Annotated in this window: 22 protein-coding genes; 12 read left to right on the forward strand and 10 right to left on the reverse strand. The window is 59.8% G+C overall.

The features are described from left to right. Positions 1 to 111 precede the first annotated feature (111 nt). The 5 genes from topA to rpmG all read left to right on the forward strand — a co-directional run bounded on the left by topA (position 112) and on the right by rpmG (position 7,413). Positions 112 to 2,769 carry a type I DNA topoisomerase gene (gene topA, locus FHT87_RS25750; protein ID WP_183805639.1) on the forward strand — a complete coding sequence of 886 codons (2,658 nt, stop codon included), beginning with the start codon at positions 112 to 114 and terminating at the stop codon, positions 2,767 to 2,769. Positions 2,770 to 2,771: 2 nt separating this feature from the next. Beyond that, positions 2,772 to 5,141, forward strand: coding sequence for a ribonuclease R (gene rnr, locus FHT87_RS25755; protein WP_183805641.1), 2,370 nt, complete (start codon positions 2,772 to 2,774; stop codon positions 5,139 to 5,141). A 122-nt stretch (positions 5,142 to 5,263) separates the two neighbouring features. Continuing rightward, positions 5,264 to 5,716 carry a DUF983 domain-containing protein gene (locus FHT87_RS25760; RefSeq protein ID WP_183805643.1) on the forward strand — a complete coding sequence of 151 codons (453 nt, stop codon included), beginning with the start codon at positions 5,264 to 5,266 and terminating at the stop codon, positions 5,714 to 5,716. A 251-nt stretch (positions 5,717 to 5,967) separates the two neighbouring features. Further along, entirely contained in the window at positions 5,968 to 7,152 is a 1,185-nt protein-coding gene (locus FHT87_RS25765; protein ID WP_183730135.1) for an MFS transporter, read from the forward strand. A 93-nt stretch (positions 7,153 to 7,245) separates the two neighbouring features. Continuing rightward, positions 7,246 to 7,413: a 50S ribosomal protein L33 gene (rpmG, locus tag FHT87_RS25770; protein WP_003587245.1), complete on the forward strand. Its 168-nt coding sequence runs from the start codon at positions 7,246 to 7,248 to the stop codon at positions 7,411 to 7,413. Between the two features lie 760 nt (positions 7,414 to 8,173). Here rpmG and FHT87_RS25775 read toward each other — a convergent pair. Together FHT87_RS25775 and FHT87_RS25780 are read right to left on the reverse strand one after the other, a co-directional pair. Beyond that, positions 8,174 to 9,547, reverse strand: a complete 1,374-nt coding sequence (locus tag FHT87_RS25775) for a PleD family two-component system response regulator (protein ID WP_183730138.1) — start codon at positions 9,545 to 9,547, stop codon at positions 8,174 to 8,176. Between the two features lie 16 nt (positions 9,548 to 9,563). Continuing rightward, positions 9,564 to 9,935 carry a response regulator gene (locus FHT87_RS25780; protein ID WP_003547430.1) on the reverse strand — a complete coding sequence of 124 codons (372 nt, stop codon included), beginning with the start codon at positions 9,933 to 9,935 and terminating at the stop codon, positions 9,564 to 9,566. A 132-nt stretch (positions 9,936 to 10,067) separates the two neighbouring features. Between FHT87_RS25780 and FHT87_RS25785 the strand changes: the two genes are divergently transcribed. Continuing rightward, positions 10,068 to 10,382, forward strand: a complete 315-nt coding sequence (locus tag FHT87_RS25785; protein WP_183730141.1) for a DUF3572 domain-containing protein — start codon at positions 10,068 to 10,070, stop codon at positions 10,380 to 10,382. Between the two features lie 2 nt (positions 10,383 to 10,384). Next, positions 10,385 to 11,062 carry a hypothetical protein gene (locus tag FHT87_RS25790; RefSeq protein WP_183730144.1) on the forward strand — a complete coding sequence of 226 codons (678 nt, stop codon included), beginning with the start codon at positions 10,385 to 10,387 and terminating at the stop codon, positions 11,060 to 11,062. Here FHT87_RS25790 and FHT87_RS25795 read toward each other — a convergent pair. Next, entirely contained in the window at positions 11,037 to 11,624 is a 588-nt protein-coding gene (locus FHT87_RS25795) for a GNAT family N-acetyltransferase (protein WP_183730147.1), read from the reverse strand. The genes FHT87_RS25790 and FHT87_RS25795 overlap by 26 nt on opposite strands. 76 nt (positions 11,625 to 11,700) lie before the next feature. Between FHT87_RS25795 and FHT87_RS25800 the strand changes: the two genes are divergently transcribed. Then, complete coding sequence (locus FHT87_RS25800; RefSeq protein ID WP_183805645.1) at positions 11,701 to 12,990, forward strand: DNA polymerase IV; 1,290 nt, start codon at positions 11,701 to 11,703, stop codon at positions 12,988 to 12,990. Here the strand turns inward: FHT87_RS25800 and FHT87_RS25805 are convergent, their stop codons facing one another. Further along, positions 12,991 to 14,721, reverse strand: a complete 1,731-nt coding sequence (locus FHT87_RS25805; RefSeq protein WP_183805647.1) for a GNAT family N-acetyltransferase — start codon at positions 14,719 to 14,721, stop codon at positions 12,991 to 12,993. It abuts the gene before it with no gap. 153 nt (positions 14,722 to 14,874) lie between these two features. On the opposite strand from FHT87_RS25805, the gene FHT87_RS25810 reads away from it, so the two are divergent. Then, positions 14,875 to 16,125 (forward strand): L,D-transpeptidase family protein, encoded by a 1,251-nt coding sequence (locus FHT87_RS25810; protein WP_183730155.1) that lies wholly within the window; start codon positions 14,875 to 14,877, stop codon positions 16,123 to 16,125. Positions 16,126 to 16,128: 3 nt separating this feature from the next. Here FHT87_RS25810 and FHT87_RS25815 read toward each other — a convergent pair whose 3' ends face one another. Then, positions 16,129 to 16,560: a helix-turn-helix domain-containing protein gene (locus FHT87_RS25815; RefSeq protein WP_183730159.1), complete on the reverse strand. Its 432-nt coding sequence runs from the start codon at positions 16,558 to 16,560 to the stop codon at positions 16,129 to 16,131. Positions 16,561 to 16,701: 141 nt separating this feature from the next. On the opposite strand from FHT87_RS25815, the gene FHT87_RS25820 reads away from it, so the two are divergent. Further along, complete coding sequence (locus FHT87_RS25820) at positions 16,702 to 18,099, forward strand: MFS transporter (protein ID WP_246699673.1); 1,398 nt, start codon at positions 16,702 to 16,704, stop codon at positions 18,097 to 18,099. Positions 18,100 to 18,140: 41 nt separating this feature from the next. Here the strand turns inward: FHT87_RS25820 and dnaE are convergent, their stop codons facing one another. Beyond that, complete coding sequence (gene dnaE / locus FHT87_RS25825) at positions 18,141 to 21,626, reverse strand: DNA polymerase III subunit alpha (protein ID WP_183805649.1); 3,486 nt, start codon at positions 21,624 to 21,626, stop codon at positions 18,141 to 18,143. Positions 21,627 to 21,938: 312 nt separating this feature from the next. On the opposite strand from dnaE, the gene FHT87_RS25830 reads away from it, so the two are divergent. Continuing rightward, positions 21,939 to 22,400, forward strand: a complete 462-nt coding sequence (locus tag FHT87_RS25830) for a DUF5680 domain-containing protein (RefSeq protein WP_183805651.1) — start codon at positions 21,939 to 21,941, stop codon at positions 22,398 to 22,400. A 3-nt stretch (positions 22,401 to 22,403) separates the two neighbouring features. Here the strand turns inward: FHT87_RS25830 and FHT87_RS25835 are convergent, their stop codons facing one another. The 3 genes from FHT87_RS25835 to proS are packed head-to-tail and all read right to left on the reverse strand — an operon-like array spanning position 22,404 to position 25,781. Beyond that, positions 22,404 to 23,087, reverse strand: coding sequence for an ABC transporter ATP-binding protein (locus tag FHT87_RS25835; protein ID WP_183805653.1), 684 nt, complete (start codon positions 23,085 to 23,087; stop codon positions 22,404 to 22,406). A 51-nt stretch (positions 23,088 to 23,138) separates the two neighbouring features. Then, the gene (locus FHT87_RS25840) at positions 23,139 to 24,443 is read right to left on the reverse strand and encodes a lipoprotein-releasing ABC transporter permease subunit (protein WP_183805655.1); all 1,305 of its coding nucleotides are present in this window, start codon (positions 24,441 to 24,443) and stop codon (positions 23,139 to 23,141) included. Positions 24,444 to 24,458: 15 nt separating this feature from the next. Continuing rightward, positions 24,459 to 25,781, reverse strand: coding sequence for a proline--tRNA ligase (gene proS, locus FHT87_RS25845; RefSeq protein WP_183805657.1), 1,323 nt, complete (start codon positions 25,779 to 25,781; stop codon positions 24,459 to 24,461). On the opposite strand from proS, the gene FHT87_RS25850 reads away from it, so the two are divergent. Beyond that, on the forward strand, positions 25,780 to 26,058 hold the full coding sequence (locus tag FHT87_RS25850; protein ID WP_246699674.1) for a hypothetical protein: 279 nt from the start codon (positions 25,780 to 25,782) through the stop codon (positions 26,056 to 26,058). The two genes, proS and FHT87_RS25850, sit on opposite strands and share 2 nt — an antisense overlap. Before the next feature lie 312 nt (positions 26,059 to 26,370). Here FHT87_RS25850 and FHT87_RS25855 read toward each other — a convergent pair whose 3' ends face one another. Beyond that, positions 26,371 to 26,646: a DUF1467 family protein gene (locus FHT87_RS25855; RefSeq protein WP_183730177.1), complete on the reverse strand. Its 276-nt coding sequence runs from the start codon at positions 26,644 to 26,646 to the stop codon at positions 26,371 to 26,373. Positions 26,647 to 26,759: the final 113 nt, after the last annotated feature.

A 26,759-nucleotide genomic window follows, 5' to 3' on the forward strand; every position in this document is an offset into this window, starting at 1 on the left:
ACCTCTTGACCGGAGCGAATTCCCTGTCCATGTCGGAGGGCCGGTATTCATGTTGCAGTGCGTGTTCCGCCTGCTTGTTCGCCGGATCGGCATCTTTTTTAGAGAATCATCATGAATGTTGTAGTGGTGGAATCGCCTGCCAAGGCCAAGACGATCAACAAGTATCTGGGTCCAGGATACAAGGTGCTCGCCTCTTTCGGCCATGTACGCGATCTGCCTGCCAAGGATGGATCAGTTCTTCCGGATCAGGATTTCGAGATGCTCTGGGAGGTGGATGGCGCCTCGTCCAAGCGCATGAAGGATATTGCCGACGCGGTGAAATCCTCCGATGCCTTGTTCCTGGCGACCGACCCCGATCGCGAAGGCGAAGCGATCTCCTGGCATGTTCTCGATCTTCTGAACAAGAAGCGTGTCATCAACGGCAAGCCGGTCAAGCGCGTCGTCTTCAATGCCATCACCAAGAAGGCCGTGCTCGATGCGATGGCCGATCCGCGCGATATCGACGTCCCTCTGGTCGATGCCTATCTGGCACGCCGCGCGCTCGATTATCTCGTCGGCTTCAATCTCTCGCCCGTTCTCTGGCGCAAGCTGCCCGGCGCGCGTTCGGCAGGCCGCGTGCAATCGGTTGCGCTGCGCCTGGTTTGCGACCGTGAATCCGAAATCGAACGTTTCATATCCGAGGAATACTGGAACCTGTCGGCGCTCCTGAAGACGCCGCGCGGCGACGAGTTCGAGGCAAGGCTGGTTTCTGCCGACGGAAAGCGGTTGCAGCCGCGCTCGATTACCAATGGCGAGGAAGCCGGCAAACTGAAGGCGCTGCTGGACGGTGCAAGCTACGTCGTCGAAAGCGTCGAGGCAAAGCCCGTCAAGCGCAATCCGGCACCGCCCTTCACGACCTCGACGCTCCAGCAAGCGGCGTCCTCCAAGCTCGGCTTCTCGGCCTCGCGCACCATGCAGATTGCGCAGAAGCTTTATGAGGGCGTCGACATCGGCGGCGAGACCGTCGGTCTCATCACCTATATGCGTACGGACGGCGTGCAGATGGCCCCCGAAGCGATCGATGCGGCGCGGAGCGCCATCGGCGAACAGTTCGGCGACCGTTATCTGCCAGAGAAGGCGCGCCTTTACTCCACCAAGGCGAAGAACGCCCAGGAAGCACACGAAGCAATTCGCCCGACCGATTTCAATCGTTCGCCCGACCGCGTCCGCAAGTTCCTCGATGCCGACCAGATCCGCCTTTACGACCTGATCTGGAAGCGCGGCATTGCCAGCCAGATGGCATCCGCCGAAATCGAGCGCACCACGGCCGAAATCCTCGCCGACAAGAACGGCCAGAAGGCCGGGCTGCGCGCCGTCGGCTCCGTCATCCGTTTCGACGGTTTCATCGCCGCCTATACCGACCAGAAGGAAGATGGCGAGCAGGGTGACGATGCCGATGACGAGGATGGCCGCCTGCCGGAGATCAATGCGCGCGAAAACCTCGCCAAGCAGAAGATCAACTCCACGCAGCATTTCACCGAACCGCCGCCGCGCTATTCGGAAGCCTCGCTCATCAAGAAGATGGAAGAGCTCGGCATCGGCCGTCCGTCCACCTATGCCGCGACGCTCGCCACTTTGCGCGACCGCGATTATGTGACGATCGACAAACGCAAGCTGATCCCGCAGGCAAAGGGTCGCCTCGTCACCGCCTTCCTCGAAAGCTTCTTCACGAAGTACGTCGAGTATGATTTCACGGCCGATCTCGAAGAAAAGCTCGACCGGATCTCGGCTGGCGAACTGAACTGGAAGCAGGTTCTTCGCGACTTCTGGAAAGACTTCTTCTCGCAGATCGAAGACACCAAGGAACTGCGCGTCACCAACGTTCTGGACTCGCTCAACGAAGCGCTGGCGCCGCTGGTCTTCCCCAAGCGTGAGGACGGCAGCGACCCGCGCATCTGCCAGGTCTGCGGCACCGGCAACCTGTCCCTGAAACTCGGTAAGTATGGCGCCTTCGTCGGCTGCTCGAACTATCCGGAATGCAACTATACCCGCCAGCTTTCTTCCGAAAACGGCGGTGAGGCTGAAGGCGTCGCGCTGAACGAGCCGAAGAACCTCGGCACCGATCCGACCACCGGCGAGGAACTGACACTAAGGTTCGGCCGTTTCGGACCCTATATCCAGCGCGGCGACGGCAAGGAGGCCAAGCGCTCGTCCCTTCCCAAGGGCTGGAAGCCCGAAGATATCGACTACGAAAAGGCGATGGCACTGATCTCGCTGCCGCGCGACATCGGCAAACATCCGGAATCCGGCAAGATGATCTCTTCCGGGCTCGGCCGCTATGGGCCGTTCCTGCTGCATGATGGCACCTATGCCAATCTGGAGAGCATCGAGGACGTCTTCTCGGTCGGCCTCAACCGCGCCGTGACGCTGATTGCCGAAAAGCAGGCCAAGGCGCCCGGCGGCAGCCGCGGAACGCCGGCCGCGTTGAAGGAACTGGGCGATCATCCTGACGGTGGTGCGATCACCGTTCGCGACGGCCGCTATGGTCCCTATGTCAACTGGGGCAAGGTCAATGCGACGCTCCCCAAGGGCAAGGATCCGCAGGCCATCACCGTCGAGGAAGCGTTGGCGCTGATTGCGGAAAAGGCCGGCAAGGCGCCCGCTGCCAAGACCAAGGCTAAGACAGCTGCGAAGCCGAAGGCTGCAGCAGCCGAAGCCAAGACGACGAAGACCGCCGCAAAGCCGAAGGCAGCCAAGGCAAAAGCAGCGGCGAAAACAAAAAAGAGCTGAGAGTGGCCAGAGAACCGCGCGAGACTACGAGAGCCATGGGCAAGCGCCCGGGAAAGTTCGGACGCGCGAGTAGAGAAGCCGCGCCCGAACCATTGAATATCGCGCACGGCGTCCTGCCGCCGCGCGAGGTCATCCTGCGCTTCATTGCCGAGCATCCGCAGAAAGCCTCCAAGCGCGAACTCGCAAAGGCCTTCGGGTTGAAGGGTGAAAGCCGTGTCGAGCTCAAGCATCTGCTGCAGGAGCTGGAGCAGGAAGGCATGCTGCAGAAGACCCGCAAGTCGCTGATCCGGCCAGGCGCGCTGCCGCCCGTCACCGTGCTCGACATCACCACCCGCGACAAGGACGGGGATCTGATCGGCCGGCCGGCCGAATGGCCGGAAGATCAGGGCGTGGCGCCTGCCGTCGCCATCCGCCAGCAATCTCCGGCAGGCCGCCAGGGCAAGGGTAAGTCGCCCGTTGCCGGCCTCGGCGACCGTATCCTCGCCAAGATATTCCCGGCCGTCGACCGCGGCGGACCGGCCTATACGGCGCGCATCATCAAGGTGATCGACAAGCGGCGCGGCGCGACCATGGGCGTCTTCAAGGACGCGCCCGGAGGTGCCGGACGCCTGCTGCCGATCGACCGGCGCGGCGAGGAAATGGTGATTGATCCCGACTACAAGGGCGATGCCAAGGACGGCGACCTGGTCGAGGTAGAGATTGCGCGTCTCGGCCGTTTCGGCCTGGCTCGTGCCAAGGTGCTTTCGGTCATCGGCTCCGTCGGTTCGGAAAAGGCGATCTCGATGATCGCAATCCACGCGCACGGCATTCCGCATGTCTTCCCGCCAGCCGCCGTCGCGGAGGCGGATGACGCCAAGCCTGCCACGATGTCGCATCGGGAAGACTGGCGTGACATGCCGCTGATCACCATCGACCCCGCCGATGCCAAGGACCATGACGACGCCGTCTACGCCGAGGAAGATCCATCGGAAGACAATGCGGGCGGTGTCATCGTCACTGTCGCGATTGCCGATGTCTCCTGGTATGTGCGGCCGAATTCGCCGCTTGACCGGGAGGCGTTAAAGCGGGGCAACTCGGTCTATTTCCCCGATCGCGTCGTGCCGATGCTGCCGGAGCGCATCTCCAACGATCTCTGCTCGCTGAAGGAGGGGGTCGACCGCCCTGCCCTTGCCGTGCGCATGGTCTTCTCGAAGGAAGGCCGCAAGATCGGCCACACCTTCCACCGCATCATGATGAAGAGTGCTGCCAAGCTCTCCTACCAGCAGGCACAGGCAGCAATCGACGGCAAGCCCGACGACAAGACCGGCCCGATGCTGGAGCCCATCCTGAAACCGCTTTGGCACGCTTACGAAACGATGAAGCGTGGCCGTGAGCGGCGACAGCCGCTCGAACTCGATATGCCCGAGCGCAAGATCCTGCTGAAGCCCGACGGCACCGTCGACCGGGTCTTCGTGCCGCCACGCCTCGACGCGCACAAGCTGATCGAGGAAATGATGATCCAGGCGAATGTCTCCGCTGCCGAAACGCTGGAGAAAAAGCGCCAACTGCTGATCTATCGCATCCACGATGCGCCGACGCTCGCCAAGCAGGAAGTGCTGCGCGAGTTTCTCGCCACCCTCGGCATCTCGCTTGCCAAGGGCGGCAACGTGCGTGCCAACAGCTTCAACGGCATTCTCGCCAAGGCGGACGGCACCGCCCACCAGACCATGGTCAACGAAATGGTTCTGCGCTCGCAGAGCCAGGCAATCTATAGCCCCGACAATATCGGTCACTTCGGCCTGAACCTGATGAAGTATGCGCACTTCACCTCTCCGATCCGCCGCTATGCCGATCTTATCGTGCATCGTGCGCTCGTCGGCTCGCTCGGCTTCGGCGAAGGCGGCATCACGCCGGAAGAGGAGGCAACTCTCGACGATATCGCGGCCGAGATCTCCACCTTCGAGCGCCGGGCCATGGCCGCCGAGCGCGAGACGGTCGATCGCTTGATCGCTCATCATCTTGCCGGCCGCATCGGCCAGGAGTTCGAAGGACGCGTTTCGGGCGTTACCAAATCAGGCCTGTTTATCCTGTTGCCGGACTATGGCGCTGATGGTTTCATCCCTATATCTACGCTCGGCACCGACTACTTCATCTATGACGAGGCGCATCAGGCTCTGAGCGGTGAAAAAACCGGGCTCGGCTATCGTCTTGGCGATAATGTGACCGTGCGATTGGCAGAGGCCATCCCGCTTGCGGGTGCCTTGCGTTTTGAAATGCTGAGCGAAGGACGCAAGATGCCGACGGCAGTGCGTTCCTTCCACAAGGCGGGACGGCGCGATGCAAGCCGCGCCCGCAAGAAGATCGGAACGAGGCCGCCGCGCGGGCGGCGCTGAAGCAATTCCAGCAAAAGTGCGCAGCGGTTTGGCGTCCGGAGCTGCGTGAAGAGAAAGAGACAGAATCTTTCCATATTTCGAAGAAAGATGGAGAGACTCTGGTCCCGGGAAGGGAAAGATCGATGAGCACACCGACAGACGAGGCCGTCCGCTACGGGGATACGCCCGATGCCGAGCGCCCGCTCGGACGCTCCATTATGCGCGGTATGCTGAACCGCTGTCCGGCCTGCGGCAGCGGCAAGCTGTTCCGCGCCTTCCTCAAGCCCGTCGATCACTGTGCGGCCTGCGGCGAGGCGATGTACCACCATCGCGCCGACGACCTGCCGCCCTATCTCGTCATTCTCGTGCTCGGCCACGTCGTCGTCGGCGGCTTCATGCTGACGGACACGGCCTTCGTGCTGCCGGTCTGGATGCATCTCGCCATCTGGGCGCCGATCACCATCATCACCGCACTCGTCTCGATCCAGCCGATCAAGGGTTGCGTCATCGGCCTGCAGTGGGCGCTGAAAATGCATGGCTTCGGCGGCCAGGACGACGAACCTGATGATTACGACGTATCCGGCCGGCAAGCTTGAACACCTTCACCTTACAGGCATATTTCGCGTGTAGGGGCAGCGGTCAGAGCGCCATGGCCTGTAGCCGACTATCCGCAGCAGATCGACACGGTAATTATTTCTTGTACGGGGAAAGTTTACACTCAAGAAATCGCCGGCAGATGCCAGAATTATTATGAAACCCTGCCCGTCACCTGGATTTGGCATGCCTATGTCTTTCTATGTGGCACCAGACGGACGATTCGTCCGCATACTTCTCTAAGGATGGATAAATGTCTCAGCCGAGGAACGGCACACCGGGCGATGTCGAGGAAATCCATTGGCCTTCTCTGGTAGCTGCCGTCTCTTCCATCTCCGCCGTCGGCATAGCGATCGGCCTGGGACTGCCTCTTCTCAGCATCATTCTCGAAAAACGCGGCATTTCCTCCACTCTTATCGGCCTCAACACCGCAATGGCCGGTATCGCGGCGATGGCGGCGGCGCCGATCACCACCAAGCTCGCGCATAAATACGGCGTGGCGCCCACCATGCTGTGGGCGGTATTGATTTCGGCACTGAGCGCACTGGGTTTTTACTATGCGCAGGACTTCTGGATGTGGTTCCCGCTGCGCTTCGCCTTCCACGGCGCCACGACCACGCTCTTCATCCTCTCCGAATTCTGGATCAACGCCGCCTCGCCGCCTTCCAAGCGCGGATTCGTGCTCGGCATCTATGCCACGGTTTTGTCCATCGGTTTTGCCGCGGGACCGCTGATCTTCTCCTTGCTCGGCAGTGACGGCATCCTCCCCTTCCTGGTCGGCGCAGGCGCGATCCTGCTTGCCGCCATCCCGATCTTCATCGCCCGCTATGAAAGCCCTGTTCTGGACGAGAAGCCGGAACTGCATTTCATGCGCTACGTCTTCCTGGTGCCGACCGCGACTGCAGCGGTCTTCATTTTCGGTGCGGTCGAAGCCGGCGGCCTCTCGCTCTTTCCGATCTTTGCGGTGCGCGCACATTTCACCGAATCGCAGGCCGCCCTGCTGCTCACCATGATGGGTGTCGGCAACGTCATCTTCCAGATCCCGCTCGGATTGCTTTCGGATCGTATCAAGGACAAGCGTCCCCTGCTGGCGCTGATGGCCCTGACCGGTTTCGTCGGCACGATGATGCTGCCGGTCCTCGTCAATAACTGGCTTCTTATGGCCGGCATCCTGCTGTTCTGGGGCGGCTGCGTCTCCGGCCTCTACACGGTTGGACTCAGCCATCTCGGCTCGCGACTGACAGGTTCGGACCTTGCGGCGGCCAATGCGGCCTTCGTTTTCTGTTATGCCGTCGGCACCGTTGCGGGTCCCCAGGTGATCGGCGCTGCCATCGACGTTGCCGGAAACAACGGTTTTGCCTATGCAATTGCCGGTTTCTTCGGGCTTTATGCCCTGCTCGCAGGCATAAGGCTGCTTTTCATCGGAAAGCGGGCTTGACTTTTCGGGCTAGATTCGTAGTTTCGCGCCAGAATTTGCCGTGGAGCCTATCCGGCTTTCCACGGCTTTCATTTTCTTAAAGGCAGGACGACCATGGCCAAGGCTACCACTATCAAGATCAAGCTTCTGTCGACGGCCGACACCGGTTTCTTCTACGTCACGACGAAGAACAGCCGTACGATGACGGACAAGATGACGAAGACCAAGTACGACCCGATTGCCAAGAAGCACGTCGAGTTCAAGGAAACCAAGATCAAGTAATCACTTGGTCTGACGGTTCTAGAAAAGCGCGCGCCTTCGGGTTGCGCGCTTTTTGTTTGTTTTGGACTTGCTGACGGCAATGTTAGCGCAAACAAAGAAAAACGCCGCCCTTCCATCTTCGGGAAGTGACGGCGTTTTTACGAAAAGGGGGTCGGCCAGCATGCAAAACGGCACGAGGAACCGTCTTAAATTGCGTACCAGCCGACCGACCCCACGACCCAGGAGATGCGGCGGACCTGAGCATCATGGGGTATCGACAGCTCCTCCATGGGAGCGTTTTCTGTTCTGAGCCGATAATTTGCGCAAAAATGAAAGAAAATCAACAAATTCTTAATGGTAAAATTTCAAGGCATGATTCTATGGTTAAAAGTCCAGTTTTGGTACGTGTAAAACGGCATCCAATTCTCTTTTACCAAGAGGACAATATTTGACCAAACTAAGAATTTCATAAATATATTGCAATAACACCATCACCCCTACCCTTACGTGAGGCACCGGCGTTACGTTTTCTGAAATACGATTTACGCGAACAAACCGCTCGGAAGGCTGTTATAGTCCGCTCTTCTTTCTTCATTCCCTGCCTCTAGCTTTCGGGAGCAGGCGATACGCATTATCGGAAGAAACGCGCTTTAAAGTCCTTTTTTGGGCTATCGGGTTGAAAAACAAGCGTCTTCGTTGCAGCCGTCAATATTAAATATTCGTAAGGTTCAGTTACCGCCAGTGGATAACCGAAAGCGATGCGTTACGGCACATTGTGCGGTCAGGCGGCCGAGGCCACGACCCGGTTGCGCCCGGTGTTTTTCGCTTCATAAAGCGCAAGGTCTGCCTGCTTCATAAGTTGGTCGGGCGTTATGACCGAGGCGATACGCGAGGATATACCGAAAGAGGCCGTGATATTCAGTGTTTCGCCTGACGACTTCAGCAGGAAGGGTGTGGTTTCGATGGCTGCGCGCAGGCGCTCGGCAACGGCCGCAGCAACTTCGGGCGAGGTGTCCGGCATGACGACGACAAATTCTTCCCCGCCGTAACGGCAGGCAAGATCAGCGCCGCGGACGGTCGAGCGCACGCGGTTTGCGAATTCCTTCAGCACTTGGTCGCCGCCATCATGGCCATAGGTATCGTTGACCTGCTTGAAGCGGTCGATATCGGTAATCAGGATCGAAAGCGGCCGACCCCGCGCCATCGAACGGTTGAAGAGCACGTTGAGATGGTTGTCGAGATAACGGCGATTGCTGAGACCGGTCAGTGGATCGGTGACGGCAAGCTCGATCGTCTGCTTGACACTGGCGCGCAGGCGGTCGTTGTAACGCTTGCGGCGGATCTGCGTCAGGCTGCGGGCGACCAGCTCGTTCGGATCGACAGGGCGGACAATATAGTCGTTGACGCCGAGATCGAGCGCCCGGATGACCATCTCGTCGGCGCCCTGCTCCGTGATGATCAGGATCGGCAAAAAACGGGTCCGCTCCAGCGAACGGAACTGCGAGCAGAGCCGCAGCGGGTCGTAATCATCGAAATTGGCGTTGACGATGACAAGTTCGAAGGCGCTCTCGGCCGCTTCGAAAAGGGCAGCCTGCGGATCGGAAATGGCGAGAACATCGGCGACAGGCTTCAGCGTCTTGATGATGCGTTCCTGCGAGTTGGCGCGGCTGTCGACCAGCAATACCTGCCCAGCCTCGTCGGAGCGTCCGTCGCCAGAGCGCATCAACTCATCCATGCCCATCGTATGGGCGGTCTCGGCGCGCACGCGCAGTTCGTCACTCAGTGTCTTCAGGCGCAGCAGGCTTTTTACGCGGGAGATGAGCTGCAGGTCGTTGACGGGCTTCGTCAGGAAATCATCGGCACCGGCCTTCAGGCCGCGCACGCGGTCGGCCGACTGGTCGAGCGCGGTCACCATGACGACGGGAATATGCGCGGTCTTGGGATTGGCCTTCAGCCGCTCGCAGACTTCGAAACCGTCAATGCCGGGCATCATGATGTCGAGGAGAACGAGATCGACCTGGTTGCGGTCGCAGATCGCCAGCGCCTCGTAGCCGTCGGCCGCGGTCAACACGTCGAAATATTCCGCCAGCAGCCGCGCTTCGAGCAGCTTCACATTCGCTGGAATATCATCAACAACCAGTATTCGCGCAGTCATAATCTCTTCCGATGCCTCAGGCGTCGCCCAAATAAGTCTTGATCGTCTCAATGAATTTCGGAACGGAGATCGGCTTGGAGACATAGGCCTCGCAGCCGCCCTGTCTGATCCGCTCCTCGTCGCCCTTCATGGCAAAGGCCGTGACGGCGATGACCGGGATCACATGCAGTTCGTCGTCTTCCTTCAGCCACTTGGTGACTTCGAGGCCGGAAACTTCCGGAAGCTGAATATCCATAAGTATAAGGTCGGGGCGATGTTTGCGCGCAAGATCAAGCGCTTCCATGCCGTTGCGGGTCTGGATCGTGGTATAGCCCGAGGCCTCGATGAGGTCGCGAAAGAGCTTCATGTTGAGCTCGTTATCTTCTACAATCATCACCTGTTTGGGCATGATCAGCTGTCCCTACGTCCGCTCTTGAAGCCAAATGTCCATGATAAAGACATTAGCTGACAAATGGCTCCATGAAACCGATAGTGCAAGCTACCGGTATTTGGTTGAAGAAAAGGTAACTCGACCACCGCAATGCAAAGCAATTTCAAGACTTCGAAACAACTTGCGGCGACAGCCGATCCGCAAGAAACGGCCATCGCCGTCCTTGGCTGGCTTGCGAACGACCCGGATCTCTTCGGTCGCTTCCTGGCATTGACCGGCGTAGAACCGAGCCAAGTGCGCAATGCCATCAATGATCCCGGCTTTCTCGCCGGTATGCTGGATTTCCTCATGAACCATGAGCCGACGGCGATCGCCTTCTGTGAGGCGACGGACACGACACCCGAAGCGCTGACGGCGGCATGGCGACACTTCTCGCCACCCGGCCTCGATTCCGGAGAATATTGATCGTGAACGACAGCGCCGAACTCGACATCTCGCATATCCGCCTTAGCGACAGGCCGCTCATCGTCTGCGATGTCGATGACGTCGTACTGCAATTCATCGATCCCTTTCAGTTATACCTCAAGAGCCTCGGCCATGAATTCCTGCCGCGCTCCTTCCGGCTTCACGGCAATGTCGTCTCGCTTGCCGACGGGCTTGCGCTTGAGGATCAGCATGTCAGCCGGCTGATCCTGGAGTTCTTCGAGGCCCAGGAAAGCTGGCAGACGCCCATCGATCCTGTCGTTTCGACACTCGAACGCCTGTCTGATGATGCCGACATCCTGTTCCTCACCGCGATGCCGCCGCAGTTTTCCGCTCATCGCCGCCGCCTCCTGGACCGCACCGGCCTCACTTTCCCGCTGCTGGCCAGCGAACAGCCGAAAGGACCGATCGTGCAGGCGCTGCATGGCGGTCGCGACCTCCCGGTCGTCTTTATCGATGATATGGCGCGCAACCTGCATTCGGTGAAGGAGCATGTGAGTGCTTGTTTGCTCATCCATCTCATGCCGGACTCGCCCGTTCATCGCCTCGCACCGGCGGCCGCTGAGGATATTAAGCGGGCACGGGACTGGGCGCACGCCGCCATGCTCATTGACCAGCATCTTGCGGCAGACACCATCAGGCGCGCAAATCCAGCCGCATGAGCGGTCGGCCGTCCTTGCGCCGCGCAATCGTCTCGAAACCGACAGCATCGAAAATAGCCGTCGAGCCGATGCAGAGCGTGACGGATTTCGACTGCTTCACATGGTCGATCGGACAGGCTTCCAGCAGCCGCGCACCTTGGCTGCGGGCATAATCGACGGCGCCGGCAAGCAACCTGTGACTGACCCCTTTCCCGCGCAGCTTCGGCAGCAGGAAGAAGCAGCTGACCGCCCAGATCGAGGGATCGTGCGCATCGCCATCCTCCAGCGGCCGCGAGACCGTGCGCGGCGAATTGAACTGCGGCACGTCGTGGCGTGGCCCCACTTGCACCCAGGCCACTGGCTCGCCTTCGACATAACAGAGAATGCCCGGCGGCGGCCCCGCCGCGATGCGGCCGTGCATATAGGCCTTGCGCTCCGCGGGCTCCATCTTGGTGCGGACGGCATGCGGAAGGCGCAGCGCCACACACCAGCAATTGTAAAAGGCACCCTGCGGGCCGAATAGCGCCTCGAAGTCATCCCAGCGTTCGGCGGTGACAGGCTCGAAACGAAGATCGATATCCACGGCCAAGCTCTCCTCCCTCTCTTGAGACTCGAAAGCTTAGGGCGTAATGTTGCGATGTTCAACCTTTGTTCTCACCATGACGCCTGCACCTGACAAGACACCCGGCTTCTGTCGCGACTGCCTTGCCGGGCAGAAGGGTGAGGCGCGCCGTTGCCATGCCTGCGGCAGCCCCCGCCTCGTGCGCCACAAAGAGCTCTATGACCTGACGCTCGCGCATGTCGATTGCGACGCTTTCTATGCCGCCGTGGAGAAACGCGACAATCCGGAGCTCGCCGACAAGCCCGTGATCATCGGCGGCGGCAAGCGTGGCGTCGTCTCTACCGCCTGTTATATTGCCCGCATCCATGGCGTCCGCTCGGCCATGCCGATGTTCAAGGCGCTGGAGGCCTGCCCGCAGGCGATCGTCATTCGTCCCGACATGGAGAAATATGTAAAGGTGGGAAGGCAGGTCCGCGCGCTGATGCAGGAGCTGACGCCGCTGGTGCAGCCGCTCTCCATCGACGAGGCCTTCCTGGAACTCGGCGGCACCGAGCGGCTGCACCACGATCCGCCGGCCCGCACATTGGCGAAGTTTGCCCGCCGCGTCGAGAAGGAGATCGGCATCACCGTTTCGGTCGGACTTTCCTATTGTAAGTTCCTCGCCAAAGTCGCCTCCGATCTGCAGAAGCCGCGTGGCTTTTCCGTCATTGGGCGCGAGGAAGCGGTCGAGTTCCTGGCGCCTCGCTCGGTGACGACCATCTGGGGCGTCGGCAAGGCTTTTGCCGCGACGCTCGAAGCTGACGGCATCCGCACGATCGGCCAGTTGCAGGGGATGGAGGAGAACGACCTGATGCGCCGTTACGGCAGCATCGGCCAGCGGCTGTCCCGCCTGTCACGCGGTATCGACGACCGCGAGGTGCATATCAACGATGCCGCAAAGAGCGTTTCTGCCGAAACCACCTTCTTCGACGATATCTCGCGTTATGACGATCTGGTGCCGATCCTGCGCAATCTCTCGGAAAAGGTCTCCTGGCGGCTGAAGAAGAACGGCATCGCAGGCCATACGGTCGTACTGAAGATGAAGACGGCCGATTTCAAATCCCGCACCCGCAACCGCCGCCTTGAAGACCCGACACAACTTGCCGACAAGATCTTCCGCACCGGGATCGAGCTTCTGGGGAAGGAAGCCGACGGCACGAAATTCCGCCTGATCGGCATCGGCGTCACCGATCTCGGCGATGCCGGCCGCGCCGATCCGCCCGATCTCATCGACCAGCAATCCGGCCGCCGTGCGGCGGCGGAAGCTGCCATGGACAAGCTGCGCGACAAATTCGGCAAAGGCACGGTTGAAACCGGCTACACATTTGGCGGCAAGGGCAACCGATAGCTACGCCAGCACGGTCTCCATCTCCTGAAGCGCTGCGTCCCGGTTCTTTATTGCTTGAGCATAGCCCGGATCGATCGCGATCGCGCGGTCGTAGCTCTCCACCGCCTCGTCATGGCGTCCCAGCCGCCGCAGCACATTGCCGCGATTGTTGAAGGCGATGGCATGGCTAGCATCCAGCGCGATGGCCCGGTCGTAGCTTCCAAGCGCTTCTTCGAAATTCGAAAGACGCGCAAGTATATTGCCGCGATTGCAATAGGCCGAAGCGGAGACCGGTTTCACCTCGATCGCCTTGTCGACACAGTCCTTGGCTTCGCCGAGAGCGCCTTTCTGTAGCAGCAGCAGCGCCAGATGCTGCAGAGCATCGAAATGCTCAGGCACGATCGCGATCACATCGCGGTAGCCCGCTTCCGCCGCGACCAGATCGCCGGCCCGGTGCCGTTCGGCAGCCGCGCTGAAATGGGCTGCGGGATCGCTCACCAGTCTCGGCCGCTGCGTTGCTTCTATTTTCGCCAACAGTGAGGTTGCGGGCGCATGTGCATCGTCGGCGACAAGGATCTGCCGGCAGCAGAGTTCTGCCGACTCCGGGTTTCCACTTCTGAAAAAATGTGCCGCCTGATGCATGGCGCTATCCAGCGAGCGCGGGTCGAGGCGATCGCCGATATTGCGGCCGGAGAGCGTGGAGACCTGCAGCTTCTCAACGATATGGTGTTCGGAGCCCAAAAGATCCTTGTAGCCGTAATTGCCCGTGCCGAGATCGTAGGTTCGGTAGCCGTTCTCGATGCCCCAACGCATATTGTAGCAATGGAGCAGGAAGCCGGGGCTGATCGAGCGGCGGAAAGTCAGGTCGCGGCTTCCGAGGAAGCACATCATCGATTTGCGGTGGGGATCCAGGAAGCTGATGAAGGTGCAGACCGGCTTGTCCTGATGCCAGAGGATCGGCATGAAGACCGAACCGTCCTCTATGCAGGCCGGCAGCATGTGACGGCTGTTATCGAGGATGAACTTGCCGTAGCGCGGCTGACGCTCACCCCACTGGACGTTCCACATCCCGTAGAAGATTTCGAGATCGCGCTCCATTGTCTCCGGCGTCACATGCGTGATGCGCAGCTCATTGTCCGGCGCGACGAGATCACGCAGCGCCTTTCGCGCGTTGCGCCGCGTCTTGGCACCGATGCGCTCGTCCAGGAAGGTTTCAAAGACCTCGCCAAGCGGGACGTAGACATAGACGTCGTGGTCGATGTTTTCGCCATCAGCTGTGATATGCGGCCGGCGCGGAACTTTCCTCCTTGAGAATTCCGAGGCAGAAAAGCCCGCCAGAAACCTCTTCAGTCTCGCTTCGGACATATAGACGTCATCAAGATCGAGATGTTTCCAGTTGAAGCTCTGCAGGCAATCGGCGAAAGCGCCGAGCACCGCCTCGGCGTCCTCAGGATGCGTCAGAAGGCCGTTATAGCCGGCATAGGGCGTGCCGCCGAGGCGCACGATATTGCCAAGGCCCTGGCCTTCCTCGAAATCGACGTGGAGCTGAATGGGAAGGAAAGCTACATAGCGGTCATCCGCCTGCCGCCGCTTGGCGGCAAGAACGAACCATAATGACCGCCGCTGCAGCCATTGCGCCATCCAGTGCCAGGAAAGGAAATAGTGCGCTTCCGGGTCGGCGGCGTATACCTCGTTCCAGTTATCCTTCAGGGCATGCAGATCATCGAACGCAGAAACAATATCGACATGCATTTCCAAGTCTCCCCCAAGACTTCCCTTATTTTAGATTTGCATAAAATTGAATATCCCACAATCTCGTGATCAAAACGCGATGGCGTATTCAAGCCTTCGTTAAACTTCGCATGCTTAACTCGCGTGGTTTTTGTGCATGTGGTGTATTGCGTCATGTCTGTGCGTGTAGGTGTCCTTATCGGGTTGCTGTCGGCGACCGCCCTTGTCGATCCTGCTTTTGCAGCCGGTGCGCGTACGCTGCAGATATTCGTTTCCAAGGACAGGCAGTCGCTGACCGTCTATGACGGCGCGGAGGTCGTGGCGACCTCCAAGATCTCGAGCGGCAAGGACGGGCATACGACGCCGAGCGGCATCTTCTCGGTCATCGAGAAGCAGAGATACCACGAATCCAACATATATTCGAATGCGCCGATGCCCTTCATGCAGCGGCTGACATGGTCCGGGATCGCCCTGCATGAGTCCAATTCCGTGCCGCGCTACCCGGCCTCGCATGGTTGCGTGCGCATGCCCGACGCGTTTGCGAAATCGCTCTACAAGATGACCGAGATGGGCGTACCCGTCATCATCACCGACAGTGAGCTGACGCCCGAGCCGATCGACCATCCAACACTTTTCCGTCCCGACCGGCCCGAGCCGTCACCGCTGCTTTCCGACGTCGAGCTTCGCCCGGCCATCGGCGACGCGAAGACGCAGGTGCAGGTCGCCATGAACGAGACGACGGCTGCCCTGCCGATGCCGATGATCCAACTGCAGGCGCCTGCTGCGGATACCGCGCCGATCAGCATGCTGATTACGCGCCGGACGCTGCGTGAAAACGTCATCGACATCCAGACCTTCCTGAACAAACTCGGCTTTGCTGCCGGCGAGCCCGACGGGCTGGCCGGTCCCGCGACGGTTCAGGCCATCAATGCCTTCAAGGCGTTGCGACCAACCGAATTTGCCCGTGACAAGGGCCTGATCACGGATACTCTCCTCAGGGAAGTTTACGCCGCGGCAGGCAAGGGCGAACCGCCGAATGGCGTCATCATGGTGCGGCAGGATTTCAAGCCGCTCTTCGAAGCGCCGATCACGATTGCCGATCCGGGGCTTGCGCTCGGCACCCACTTCTTCTCGCTGCATGCCGTGGATGAGGCGGCCGGTACAGCCGATTGGCTGGGCGTCACGCTGGAAAACAATCTCTCTCGCGAAACGGTGAAGCGGCTCGGTATCGCCAATCAGGAAAGCTCCATCATCAGCGGCCGTCCTATCGCGAAGGCACTCAGCCGCATCTCGATGTCAGAAGAGACCCGTCATCGGATCGACGCACTGATCTCGCCCGGCTCGACACTGACAATCACAGATACCGGCCTCGGTTCCGAAACCGGCGAGGGCACGGAATTCATCACCATCACTCGCGAGAGCTGAGACCTACCAGAGCTTCTCGCTGGCGCGCTCGTCATAGCTTCGGCGAGCGGAGATGATCTTCGCCTGGTTCGTCTCGGTCCAGACGACGAGCGCCTTGATGGTCTCATGCAGTGTGCAGCCGAGTTCCGTCAGAGCGTAATCGACCCTTGGCGGCACCACTGGATAGACTGTCCGCTCGATCAGCCCGTCGCGCTCGAGCTGGCGTAAGGTCGTCGTCAACATGCGCTGGCTGATGCCATCGATGCTCTTGCGCAATTCGGTAAAGCGCAGAGTGCGCTTTTCAAGCAATGCGATAACCAGCAGCGACCATTTGTCGGCGATGCGATCCAAAATCTGACGCACCTCGCATTCCTCCCGCGAATCCCACTGGTGGATGTCGTAGTCGCGCTCGGTGCTGCAGCAGTCACTCGGTGAGTTTGAAGTGCCTTCTTCCATGGGTTCGAACCATGCCTTATGTCAGCTTTGGTTACAATAGGGAACCGAGGATTATAATGTAACCATTCTCGCTCTTCCCTGCTTCACGACAAGGAAATCATGATGTCTACAAGTCCTCCACTTACGGCGGAGAGCGGAAGAATGAGCCGCAGTGCTGCCGGCATGCTCGCCGTTCTCTGCGGCGCGATCTTCCTCGAAGGCGTCGATGCGGCCATGCTCAATATCGCGCTGCCCTCGATCCGGGCCGAGCTTGGCCTTTCGACCACGACGCTGAGCGCCGTCGTCTCCGCCTATGTGCTTGCCTATGCCGGCCTGATGCTACTCGGAGGGCGGGTCGCCGACATGTATGGTAAGCGCAAAGTCTTCCTGACGGCGCTGACCGTATTCCTGCTCTTCTCCGGCCTCGGCGGCTTTGCGACCGAAGGCTGGATGCTGCTGACGGCCCGCTTCGTGACGGGCGCAGCGGCCGCCTTCATGACGCCGGCCGGCCTTGCGCTCATCAATGGAAGCTTTCCCGAAGGGTCACAGCGCAACAGGGCCGTGCTGATCTATGCCGGCACCGCCTCGGCCGGCTTCTCGCTCGGGCTCGTCATCGGCGGGCTTTTGTCGGCCGTCGGCTGGCGATGGGTGTTCTTCGCTCCGGTTATCTTCTCCGCCATTCTTCTGCTTGCCGGCATGAAGCTGATCGTGGAGGACAGGCAAGAAGCCGTCCCGCGCCAGAGGTTCGACATTGCCGGCGCCCTGACCCTGACCGGCGCCATGCTGCTTGCCGCCTATACGCTGACACGACTGGAACATGCGACCAACGACCTGACCTGGACGATCGCTGCGGCAGCGGCAAGCGCGGTGCTTTGGCTTGCCTTCATACTCATTGAGCGTCATTCACGTGCGCCGCTCGTGCGTCTCGGAATCTTCCGGTCTGCCACCATAGTACAATCCAACCTCGGAGCGATGCTCTTCACCGGTGCCTTCTTCGGCTTCCAGTTCATCGTCTCGCTCTATCTGCAGGAACTGTTGGGCTGGTCCTCGTTCGAAACCAGCCTTGCCCTGATCGTCATCGGCATGGACGCCATTCTCGCACCGCTGCTGACGCCTCTGCTCGTCGAACGCTTCGGCAATGGACGCGTGGTGCTTGGCGGCTTTGCACTCGCTGTTGCGGGCTACGCGCTCTTTCTCCGCATGGGGCTCGATTGGACCTATGCGGCGATGCTGCCATCGACGATCCTTCTCGGCCTTGCCTTCTCGCTCGGCTACGGCCCACTGACGATCATCGCGACTGAAGGTATTGCCGAAAACGAACAGGGGCTGGCGAGCGGCCTGGTGAACACTTCGTTCCAGTTCGGCGCAGCGCTCGGCCTCTCCGCCGTCAGTGCTGTCGGCACACTTGCTCTCGGCGAGGGTGAAAGCCCGTCCGAACGGCTGGAGGCGCTGCGGACCGCTTTGCTGGTGCCGGTCGCGGCGACGTTGATCGGCATGGTCATCATGGGCTTCGGCAGAGGCCGCTGTGCCGATGCATCCTGCCGATTGCAGGCCGGCTGAAAGCAAAGGCAACCGGCACAGTGCCGGTCGCTCTTTCCCGTTCAGACGAGTTCGACGTCGACGACGCCAGGGGCAGCTCGCAAGGCCGCGGCGATCTCCGGCGTGATGCGGTACTTGTCCTGCAACACCACCTCGACCTCGCGCTTGCCCTCTTCCTTGATGACGATGAAGGAGACGAGGCCGTCGCCCTTGGCGTTCAGATGTGCTGCGACAGCGCGCAGCGGGCCGGAGTCGCGGACATAGACGCGCAGCGCCTTTTGCATCTGCAACGACTTTTCTTCCAGCGACTGGATGGTCTGCAGCCGCAGGCTCACGCCTTCCGGTCGTTCCTCGCCGATCGCGGTGATGACGAAGGACTTTCCGGGCTCCAGTATGTCACGGTACTGGTTCAGCATTTCGGAGAAGAGCACGGCTTCGAACTGGCCGGAGGAATCCGAAAAGACGATGATGCCCATCTTGTTGCCGGTGCGTGTCTTGCGCTCCTGCTTGGAAATCACCGTACCCGCCAGCCGCCCGTTCGCAGCGCCCTGCTTCACCGCCGTCGAGAAGTCCGCGAAGGTCTGGACGCGCATCTTCTGAAGGATGTTGTTGTAGCTGTCGAGCGGATGGGCGGTCAGGTAGAAGCCCAGCACCTGGAATTCCTTAAGCAGCCGCTCCGAGGCAAGCCACGGCGAGAATGGCGGCAGGGCGATCTTTTCCGGACCTGAAGACAGCGCTCCGCCGAAGATATCGGACTGACCGCTCAGCTTGTTTTCTTGGGCGCGCTGCGCATAGCCGAGCACGCGGTCGAGGCCGGCTGAAAGCTGGGCGCGATCCAGATTGAAGCAATCAAAGGCGCCGGCATAGATCAGGCTTTCCAGCACACGGCGGTTCACCTGGCGCGGATCGATGCGCAGGCAGAAATCCTCGATGCTGGCAAAGGGCTTATCTCCGCGCATTTCGACGATGTGATCGACAGCGGATTCGCCGACACCCTTGAGAGCCGCAAGCGCGTAATAGATACGGTTATCGCCGGTCTCGAACTGGCGGAAGGAGGTCTGAACGGAGGGCGCGATGACCTCGATACCGAGGCGCTTGGCATCCTGCCGGAAGTCGTTGACCTTTTCGGTGTTCGACATATCGAGCGTCATCGACGCGGCCAGGAACTCGACCGGATAGTGCGCCTTCATATAGGCCGTCTGGTAAGAGACGATGGCGTAGGCGGCGGCGTGCGATTTGTTGAAGCCGTAGTTTGCGAACTTTGCGAGCAGTTCGAAGATGTTGTCGGCCTGCGGCTTCGACACGCCGTTCTTGACTGCGCCGTCAACGAAGCGCTCGCGCTGCTGGTCCATTTCGGCCTTGATCTTCTTACCCATGGCGCGACGCAGAAGATCGGCTTCGCCGAGCGAATAGCCCGACAGGACCTGGGCGATCTGCATCACCTGTTCCTGGTAGACGATAACGCCCTGCGTTTCCTTGAGAAGATGGTCGATCGTCGGGTGGATCGATTCCAGTTCTTCGTCACCGTGCTTGCGGGCATTGTAGGTGGGAATATTCTCCATCGGGCCGGGACGGTAGAGCGCCACGAGCGCGATGATGTCTTCGATGCAATCCGGCTTCATGCCGATCAGCGCCTTGCGCATGCCCGCACTTTCAACCTGGAACACGCCGACCGTCTCGCCGCGCGAGAGCATCTCGTAGGTCTTCTTGTCGTCGAGCGGGATCTTGGCGAGATCCACCTCGATGCCACGCTTCTTGCAGAAATCGACGGCGACCTTGAGCACGGTCAGCGTCTTCAGGCCAAGAAAGTCGAACTTCACGAGGCCGGCCTGCTCCACCCACTTCATATTGAACTGGGTGACCGGCATGTCGGAGCGCGGATCGCGATACATCGGCACGAGCTTCGACAGCGGGCGGTCGCCGATCACGATACCGGCGGCATGGGTCGAAGCGTGGCGATAGAGGCCTTCGATCTTCTGGGCGATATCCAAGAGGCGCGCGACGACCGGTTCCCTGGCGGCCTCCTCTTGCAGCTTCGGCTCTTCCTCGATCGCCTTGGACAGAGGCGTCGGGTTTGCCGGGTTGTTCGGCACGAGTTTGCAGATCTTGTCGACCTGGCCGTAGGGCATTTCCAGCACGCGGCCGACGTCGCGCAATGCGGCGCGCGCCTGCAGCGAACCGAACGTGATGATCTGCGCCACCTGCTCGCGGCCGTATTTCTGCTGCACGTAACGGATCACCTCTTCGCGGCGGTCCTGGCAGAAGTCGATATCGAAGTCCGGCATCGAGACGCGTTCCGGATTGAGGAAGCGCTCGAAAAGCAGCGAGAAGCGAAGCGGATCCACGTCGGTAATCGTCAGCGCGTAGGCGACCAATGAGCCCGCACCCGAGCCGCGGCCAGGGCCAACCGGGATGTCATGCTGCTTGGCCCATTTGATGAAGTCCGCAACGATCAGGAAGTAGCCGGGGAACTTCATGCGTTCGATAACGCTGAGCTCAAATTCCAGCCGCTCGCGGTAATCCTTCTCCTCATAGCCAGCCGACATGCCGAGGGTGGCAAGGCGCATGTCGAGCCCCTCCTCCGCCTGCCGGCGAAGTTCGAGCGACTCTGCGCGCTCTGCCTCCTCTGGATCATCGGTCGCACCGGTGAAGCGCGGCAGGATCGGCTTGCGGGTCTTCAGCACGAAGGAGCAGCGCCGGGCGATCTCGACGGTATTTTCCAACGCCTCCGGGAGATCAGCGAAGAGCTTTTCCATCTCCGCGCGGCTCTTCAGGTAGTGATCCGGCGAGAGACGGAAGCGGCTGTCGTCGGAGACGATGGCGTTATGGGCAACCGCCATCAGCGCGTCGTGCGCGTCGTAATCGTCACGGGTCGGGAAGAAGGCCTCATTGGTCGCGACCAGCGGCAGATCATGCTTGTAAGCAAGGCCGATGACCTTCTGTTCGTGCCGCTTGTCATAAGTGCCGTGCCGCTGCAGTTCGACATAAAGCCGGTCCCCGAAGATGCGCTTCAGCGTCAGCAGCCGTGTTTCCGCCGCGGCGGCATGACCGTCCTTGAGTGGCATGTCGACCGGGCCGGTCGCGGCACCCGTCAGGGCGATCAGCCCTTCCGTGCCGATCTCATCCAGCCAGGAGGAACGGATATGGATGGTCGAGTTGCCCTCGCCACCGAGATAGGCGCGGCTGACGAGATCGACCAGCCGTTCGTAGCCTGCATCGGTGGCGGACAGAAGCACGATGGAAGGCAGCTTGACCAGCGCCTGCTGGCCGCCCCGCTTCTCGGTTTCGAGACCGTCTTCCATATCGATCGACACCTGGCAGCCGATGATCGGCTGCAGCCCCTCATCCATCGCTTTCTGGGAGAACTCCAGTGCAACGAAGAGATTGTTGGTATCGGTAATGGCAATCGCCGGCTGGCTGTCGCCCGACGCCTTGTAGAGGATCTTTTTGAGGGGCAGCGCGCCTTCGAGCAGTGAATAGGCAGAGTGAACCCTCAGATGGACGAAGCCCGGTTTTCCGCCGATCGCACCCTGTTCCGCATCCGCCATGACATGCCCTTCCAACTGCCTCAATGAAGAATGCGCATTGTCGGCATTGAAGGCGATTCTGTCCAGAAAAAGTCCCGCTGCGGGATCGCACGGCTGCCATGCGATCCCCTGAATTCTTACATTGCCATGACGATCAGCGAGAAGCTGGCAATGAACATTGCGATGGAGGTGAATGCTGCGATATCACGGATCATGTCAGTCATTTGGCTCTCCTTTGCTCTTATGTTTTTACTTTGTTCCATGTATGTTCTATTGTCAACAGGATTACCCCCCGTTTCCGCAGGACATGGTTAACATCGGAGCATCTGGGCGATGGACACGCAGGAACTCAACGGCTTCATCGTCGAAGCCAAATCGCAGACCTATGTCGCCGGAGCGAAGGCGCAACCGTCCTACCGGATCGGCGCCCATGACATCGGCTACAAGCGCGGCATCTGGCGCTATCTCGACAGCTACTTCGGCGGCACGGATTTCGCAGGTCAGGAGGTGGTGTGGCTGGCAGAAAAGCCGGTCTGGGCGATGAACTACTTTGGGCGGATCATCGAGCCCGGGATCATCGACGGGACTGTCGCAGGCACCATCATCAGCGCGGCGCTGTCACAGCTCTACAAGCAGGGCCGCTTCCTCGGAGGCATGATCTTCGATCATTCGCTGGGGCGTTATGTCGATACGAGCGAAGGCGACTGCACGCATTTCCGTGGTCACGAATTCATTCTCGTGGATGGTCAAAAGGCCTATGAGCTCGATTATCGCGGCGGGCTGATTATCCCCTGATAATCAGAAATCCACGACCTTGCCGTCTGATATCGTCACGCGCCGATCCATGCGCCGGGCAAGCTCGTGATTATGTGTGGCGATCAGCGCGGCAAGACCGGACTGGCGCACCAGGGCCTCCAGAGCGTCGAAGACATAGCTGGCGGTTTCAGGGTCGAGATTGCCGGTCGGCTCGTCGGCCAGAAGCAGGCTCGGTGCATTGGCAACGGCGCGAGCGATTGCCACACGCTGCTGCTCGCCGCCGGAAAGCTCGCCCGGGCGATGCGTACCGCGGTGGCCGATGCGCATATAATCCAGAAGCATCTTTGCCCGCTCGCCCGCTTCCTTCCATGAGAGGCCGGCGATGAGCTGCGGCATCATGATGTTCTCCTGCGCCGAGAATTCCGGCAGCAGGTGATGGAACTGATAAACAAAGCCGATCTCACCGCGGCGGATGGCCGTGCGCTTGTCATCGGAAAGGCCATCACAGGGGCGACCGTTGACCGATACCTCGCCGCCGTCAGGATGCTCCAGCAGCCCTGCGATATGCAGCAGCGTCGACTTGCCTGTGCCTGACGGCGCCACCAGCGCCACCATCTCACCGCTCGACAGGGTGAAATCCGCACCCTTAAGGATGGTCAACAGCGTTTCGCCCTGGCCATAGTGGCGCTCGACGCCCGAAAGCTTGAGAACGACGTTGCGTTTCATGAATGCGGCATTCCTTGGATTGGGCCTTGGATTTGACCTTGGATCACGGCCTTATTCGTAGCGAAGGGCCTGAACGGGATCGAGGCGGGAGGCGCGCCAGGCGGGGAAGATCGTCGCGATGAAGGAGAGCGTCAATGCCATGATGACGACCGAAACCGTTTCGCTCACATCCATTTCCGCCGGAAGCTGACTCAGGAAGTAGAGCTGCGGATCGAAAAGCACCGTGCCAGAGACCCATGAGAAGAACTGGCGGATGGACTCGATGTTGATGCAGACGAACACGCCGAGCAAGACGCCGGCGATCGTGCCGACAATGCCGATCGCCGCGCCTGTCATAAAGAAGATACGCATGATGGCGCCGGCGCTTGCACCCATGGTGCGCAGGATCGCGATATCGCTGCCCTTGTCCTTCACCAGCATGATGAGGCCGGAGATGATGTTGAGCGCGGCGACGAGCACGATCAGCGTCAGGATCATGAACATCACGTTGCGCTCGACCTGCAGGGCGGAGAAGAAGGTCTGGTTGCGCTGGCGCCAATCGGTGATTAAGATCTGCCGGCCGGCCGCCTCCTCGACCTTGGGTCTCAGATTATCGATGTCGTCAGGGTTGTTGACGAAGAGTTCGATCGACTGCACCAGCCCGTCGGCATTGAAATAGAGCTGCGATTCCTCGAGCGGCATGTAGATGATCGAGGCATCGTATTCCGACATGCCAATCTCGAAGAGGCCGGAAATCTTGTAGGATTTGATGCGCGGATTGACGCCCATCGGCGTCACGTCGCCTTCCGGTGATGTCAGTGTAATCAGGTCGCCCGCCCGCAGTCCCAGCTGATCGGCCATGCGGCTTCCGACCAGAACGCCGTCGCCCGCGGCAAAACCCACCATATCACCGGACTTGATGTTGTCGGAAACCGTCTTGAGCTTGGTCAGGTCTTCGGCCCGCGTGCCACGCACCAGCGCGCCAGTGCTGCCGCCCGTCTGCGAAGAGGCCAGCACCTGGCCTTCCACTAACGGCAGCGCCATCTTGATGCCGGGTACGGCTTCGAATTTCTTCACGAGATCGGCATAATCGGTGAACGGACCATCGACCGGCTGGATGATCATGTGGCCGTTGATGCCGAGAATGCGGGAGACGAGCTCCGTGCGGAACCCGTTCATCACGGCCATGACGATGATCAGCGTCGCAACGCCCAGCATGATGCCGACGAAAGAGAAGCCGGCGATCACCGAGATGAAGGCCTCCTTGCGGCGGGCGCGCAGATAGCGCCACGCCACCAGGCGTTCGAAGGTAGAAAATGGCTTGCCAGCCGGACCCAAGCCGGATTTTGAACTCCGGTCCACTGCTGCCTCTGCCATTTCGCCTCCGTCTTTTTAAGCCACGAACCTGTTGATCGCCGCCTCGATGGTCATCGTCTCGCGGGCGCCGGTCTTGCGGTCCTTCACTTCCACTTCGCCGTTCGCGACCGCGCGCGGACCGGCAATAATCTGATACGGCACGCCGATCAGGTCGGCGGTCGCAAACTTTGTACCGGCGCGATCGTCCGTGTCGTCATAGAGGACGTCCTTGCCCGCCTTGGTCAGCGCCGCGTAAATCAGCTCGCAGGTACCGTCGCAGGCTTCGTCGCCGGCCTTCATGTTGATAACAACGACATCGAAGGGTGCGACCGACTCCGGCCAGATGATTCCGTTCTCATCATGCGATGCTTCGATGATGGCGGGAACAAGGCGCGTCGGGCCGATACCGTAAGACCCCATGTGAACGAAGTGTTCCTTGCCATCGGGACCTTGCACTTTCGCGCCCATCGGCTCGGAATACTTCGTACCGAAGTAGAAAATATGGCCGACTTCTATGCCGCGCGCAGAAAGACGCTCGCCTTCGGGAATGGCGTTGAAGGCCGACTCGTCATGCATTTCCGAGGTCGCGGCATAGAGCGACGTCCACTTGTCGAAAATCCCCTTCAGACCGTCGACGCTGTCGAAATCCGTGTTTTCCGCGGGGATATCGAAGTTGACGAAATCCTTGTGGCAGAAAACCTCGGACTCGCCGGTATCGGCAAGGATGATGAATTCATGGCTGAGATTGCCACCAATCGGGCCGGTATCGGCGCGCATCGGAATGGCGCGCAGGCCGAGACGATCGAAGGTGCGCAGGTAGGCGGTGAACATCTTGTTGTAGGAATGTTCCGCACCTTCGCGCGTCAGATCGAAGGAATAGGCGTCCTTCATCATGAATTCGCGCGAGCGCATGGTGCCGAAGCGCGGACGGATCTCGTCACGGAATTTCAGCTGAATGTGATAGAGATTGAGCGGCAGGTCCTTGTAGGACTTGACCGAAGAACGGAAGATATCCGTGATCATTTCTTCGTTGGTCGGGCCGTAGAGCATCGGACGGTCCTGGCGGTCCTTGATGCGCAGCATCTCCTTGCCGTAGGCGTCATAGCGGCCGCTCTCCTGCCAGAGCTCGGCCGACTGCAACGTCGGCATCGAAAGCTCGATGGCGCCCGCGCGGTTCTGCTCTTCGCGGATGATATTGTTGACCTTGTCCAGCACCTTCTTGCCCAGCGGCAGCCAGGAATAGATGCCCTGCGACTGCTGGCGGATCATGCCGGCACGCAGCATCAGCCGATGGGAGACGATTTCCGCCTCCTTGGGATTTTCCTTGAGGATGGGTATGAAGAAGCGGGACAGACGCATGGCGGATTCCGGTACAGTTGAGACGCCGCTTACCCAAGCGGAATCGACGGTCTTTGATAAAGATGGGAGCGTTCATAGCCGCTTCGCGACAGGAAAGAAACCCGCGACCGACGCGAGCAGCCTCCCGCAGACGCATGTTAGCGCCCATAAATTCAGCAGGCGCGAAAAAGCGCGCATTTATAAGGACTTGAAGGTAAATCTTGTCAACAGAAAAATTTTGCGTGAGTGTAGCAAAAATGCAAAAAAAGCTGATGACAAAGCACAATCTTTGGGCTAGTTTTAGCTCACAAAACAGGCAAGAAGGTTAAATTCTTGCCGAATTCGCGGTCAAGTCTTGGGAGGATCAGATCTTAGGCGCGCTTGTCGCTGCCCCGGTAACGGTTAAGGATCACGCGATACTTAAAACAAGGCTTTTAGCCTTGTTTTTTTTTGCTTTTTCGGCTCCCAGCTGTCCCGAAAATCAAGCCATCTTACGTTAGGTGAGCCCGCTTTCCGTTACGCAAGCTCTTTGCCTCACTTGCGTGACGTGCATATGACAGTTTTTCGCGGTTGCGTTTACATTTGCTCAAAGTTTGAGCAAAAGACATCCCTAATAGAAGCTAGGCCCTATTTGTGGAAGTGCGTCGAAGCCGAAGCCGAAATAAGTCGAGCAGACGTACCAGATGCCGTAAATGGCGCCGGAGACGAGCGTCGTCAGAGAGAAGACGAAAAGCGGACGAAAGCGCGTCGGCGCGCTCGGAACCGTGCCAAGCACGATGTCATTGTCCTCCGCCTGCGTGCGCAGGCCGATCGGCAGGACAGCAAAAAGCGTGATCCACCAAATGATGAAGTAGACTGCGAATCCCTGGAGGAAGGCCTGAAACATGTTGGTTCCCGTCGATATGCGCCTTACAGCATCGGGCTTTCCGAAAATCGGAATCGATTTTCGGAAAGCCCGATGCGTCGATTCAAAGAGGTAGAGCGTCCTTAGTGCGTCCG

It is taken from the genome of Rhizobium sp. BK316 (assembly GCF_014193695.1).
Taxonomy (GTDB): Bacteria; Pseudomonadota; Alphaproteobacteria; order Rhizobiales; family Rhizobiaceae; genus Rhizobium.

Excerpts from the sequence above, each read along its gene's own strand:
- topA (WP_183805639.1), top strand. The coding sequence starts at position 112 with ATGAATGTTGTAGTGGTGGAATCGCCTGCCAAGGCCAAGACGATCAAC.
- FHT87_RS25760 (WP_183805643.1), top strand. The coding sequence starts at position 5,264 with ATGAGCACACCGACAGACGAGGCCGTCCGCTACGGGGATACGCCCGAT.
- FHT87_RS25765 (WP_183730135.1), top strand. The coding sequence starts at position 5,968 with ATGTCTCAGCCGAGGAACGGCACACCGGGCGATGTCGAGGAAATCCAT.
- rpmG (WP_003587245.1), top strand. The coding sequence starts at position 7,246 with ATGGCCAAGGCTACCACTATCAAGATCAAGCTTCTGTCGACGGCCGAC.
- FHT87_RS25775 (WP_183730138.1), bottom strand. The coding sequence starts at position 9,547 with ATGACTGCGCGAATACTGGTTGTTGATGATATTCCAGCGAATGTGAAG.
- FHT87_RS25780 (WP_003547430.1), bottom strand. The coding sequence starts at position 9,935 with ATGCCCAAACAGGTGATGATTGTAGAAGATAACGAGCTCAACATGAAG.
- FHT87_RS25785 (WP_183730141.1), top strand. The coding sequence starts at position 10,068 with ATGCAAAGCAATTTCAAGACTTCGAAACAACTTGCGGCGACAGCCGAT.
- FHT87_RS25800 (WP_183805645.1), top strand. The coding sequence starts at position 11,701 with ATGACGCCTGCACCTGACAAGACACCCGGCTTCTGTCGCGACTGCCTT.
- FHT87_RS25805 (WP_183805647.1), bottom strand. The coding sequence starts at position 14,721 with ATGCATGTCGATATTGTTTCTGCGTTCGATGATCTGCATGCCCTGAAG.
- FHT87_RS25810 (WP_183730155.1), top strand. The coding sequence starts at position 14,875 with ATGTCTGTGCGTGTAGGTGTCCTTATCGGGTTGCTGTCGGCGACCGCC.
- FHT87_RS25815 (WP_183730159.1), bottom strand. The coding sequence starts at position 16,560 with ATGGAAGAAGGCACTTCAAACTCACCGAGTGACTGCTGCAGCACCGAG.
- FHT87_RS25820 (WP_246699673.1), top strand. The coding sequence starts at position 16,702 with ATGAGCCGCAGTGCTGCCGGCATGCTCGCCGTTCTCTGCGGCGCGATC.
- dnaE (WP_183805649.1), bottom strand. The coding sequence starts at position 21,626 with ATGGCGGATGCGGAACAGGGTGCGATCGGCGGAAAACCGGGCTTCGTC.
- FHT87_RS25830 (WP_183805651.1), top strand. The coding sequence starts at position 21,939 with ATGGACACGCAGGAACTCAACGGCTTCATCGTCGAAGCCAAATCGCAG.
- FHT87_RS25835 (WP_183805653.1), bottom strand. The coding sequence starts at position 23,087 with ATGAAACGCAACGTCGTTCTCAAGCTTTCGGGCGTCGAGCGCCACTAT.
- FHT87_RS25840 (WP_183805655.1), bottom strand. The coding sequence starts at position 24,443 with ATGGCAGAGGCAGCAGTGGACCGGAGTTCAAAATCCGGCTTGGGTCCG.
- FHT87_RS25850 (WP_246699674.1), top strand. The coding sequence starts at position 25,780 with ATGGCGGATTCCGGTACAGTTGAGACGCCGCTTACCCAAGCGGAATCG.
- proS (WP_183805657.1), bottom strand. The coding sequence starts at position 25,781 with ATGCGTCTGTCCCGCTTCTTCATACCCATCCTCAAGGAAAATCCCAAG.
- FHT87_RS25855 (WP_183730177.1), bottom strand. The coding sequence starts at position 26,646 with ATGTTTCAGGCCTTCCTCCAGGGATTCGCAGTCTACTTCATCATTTGG.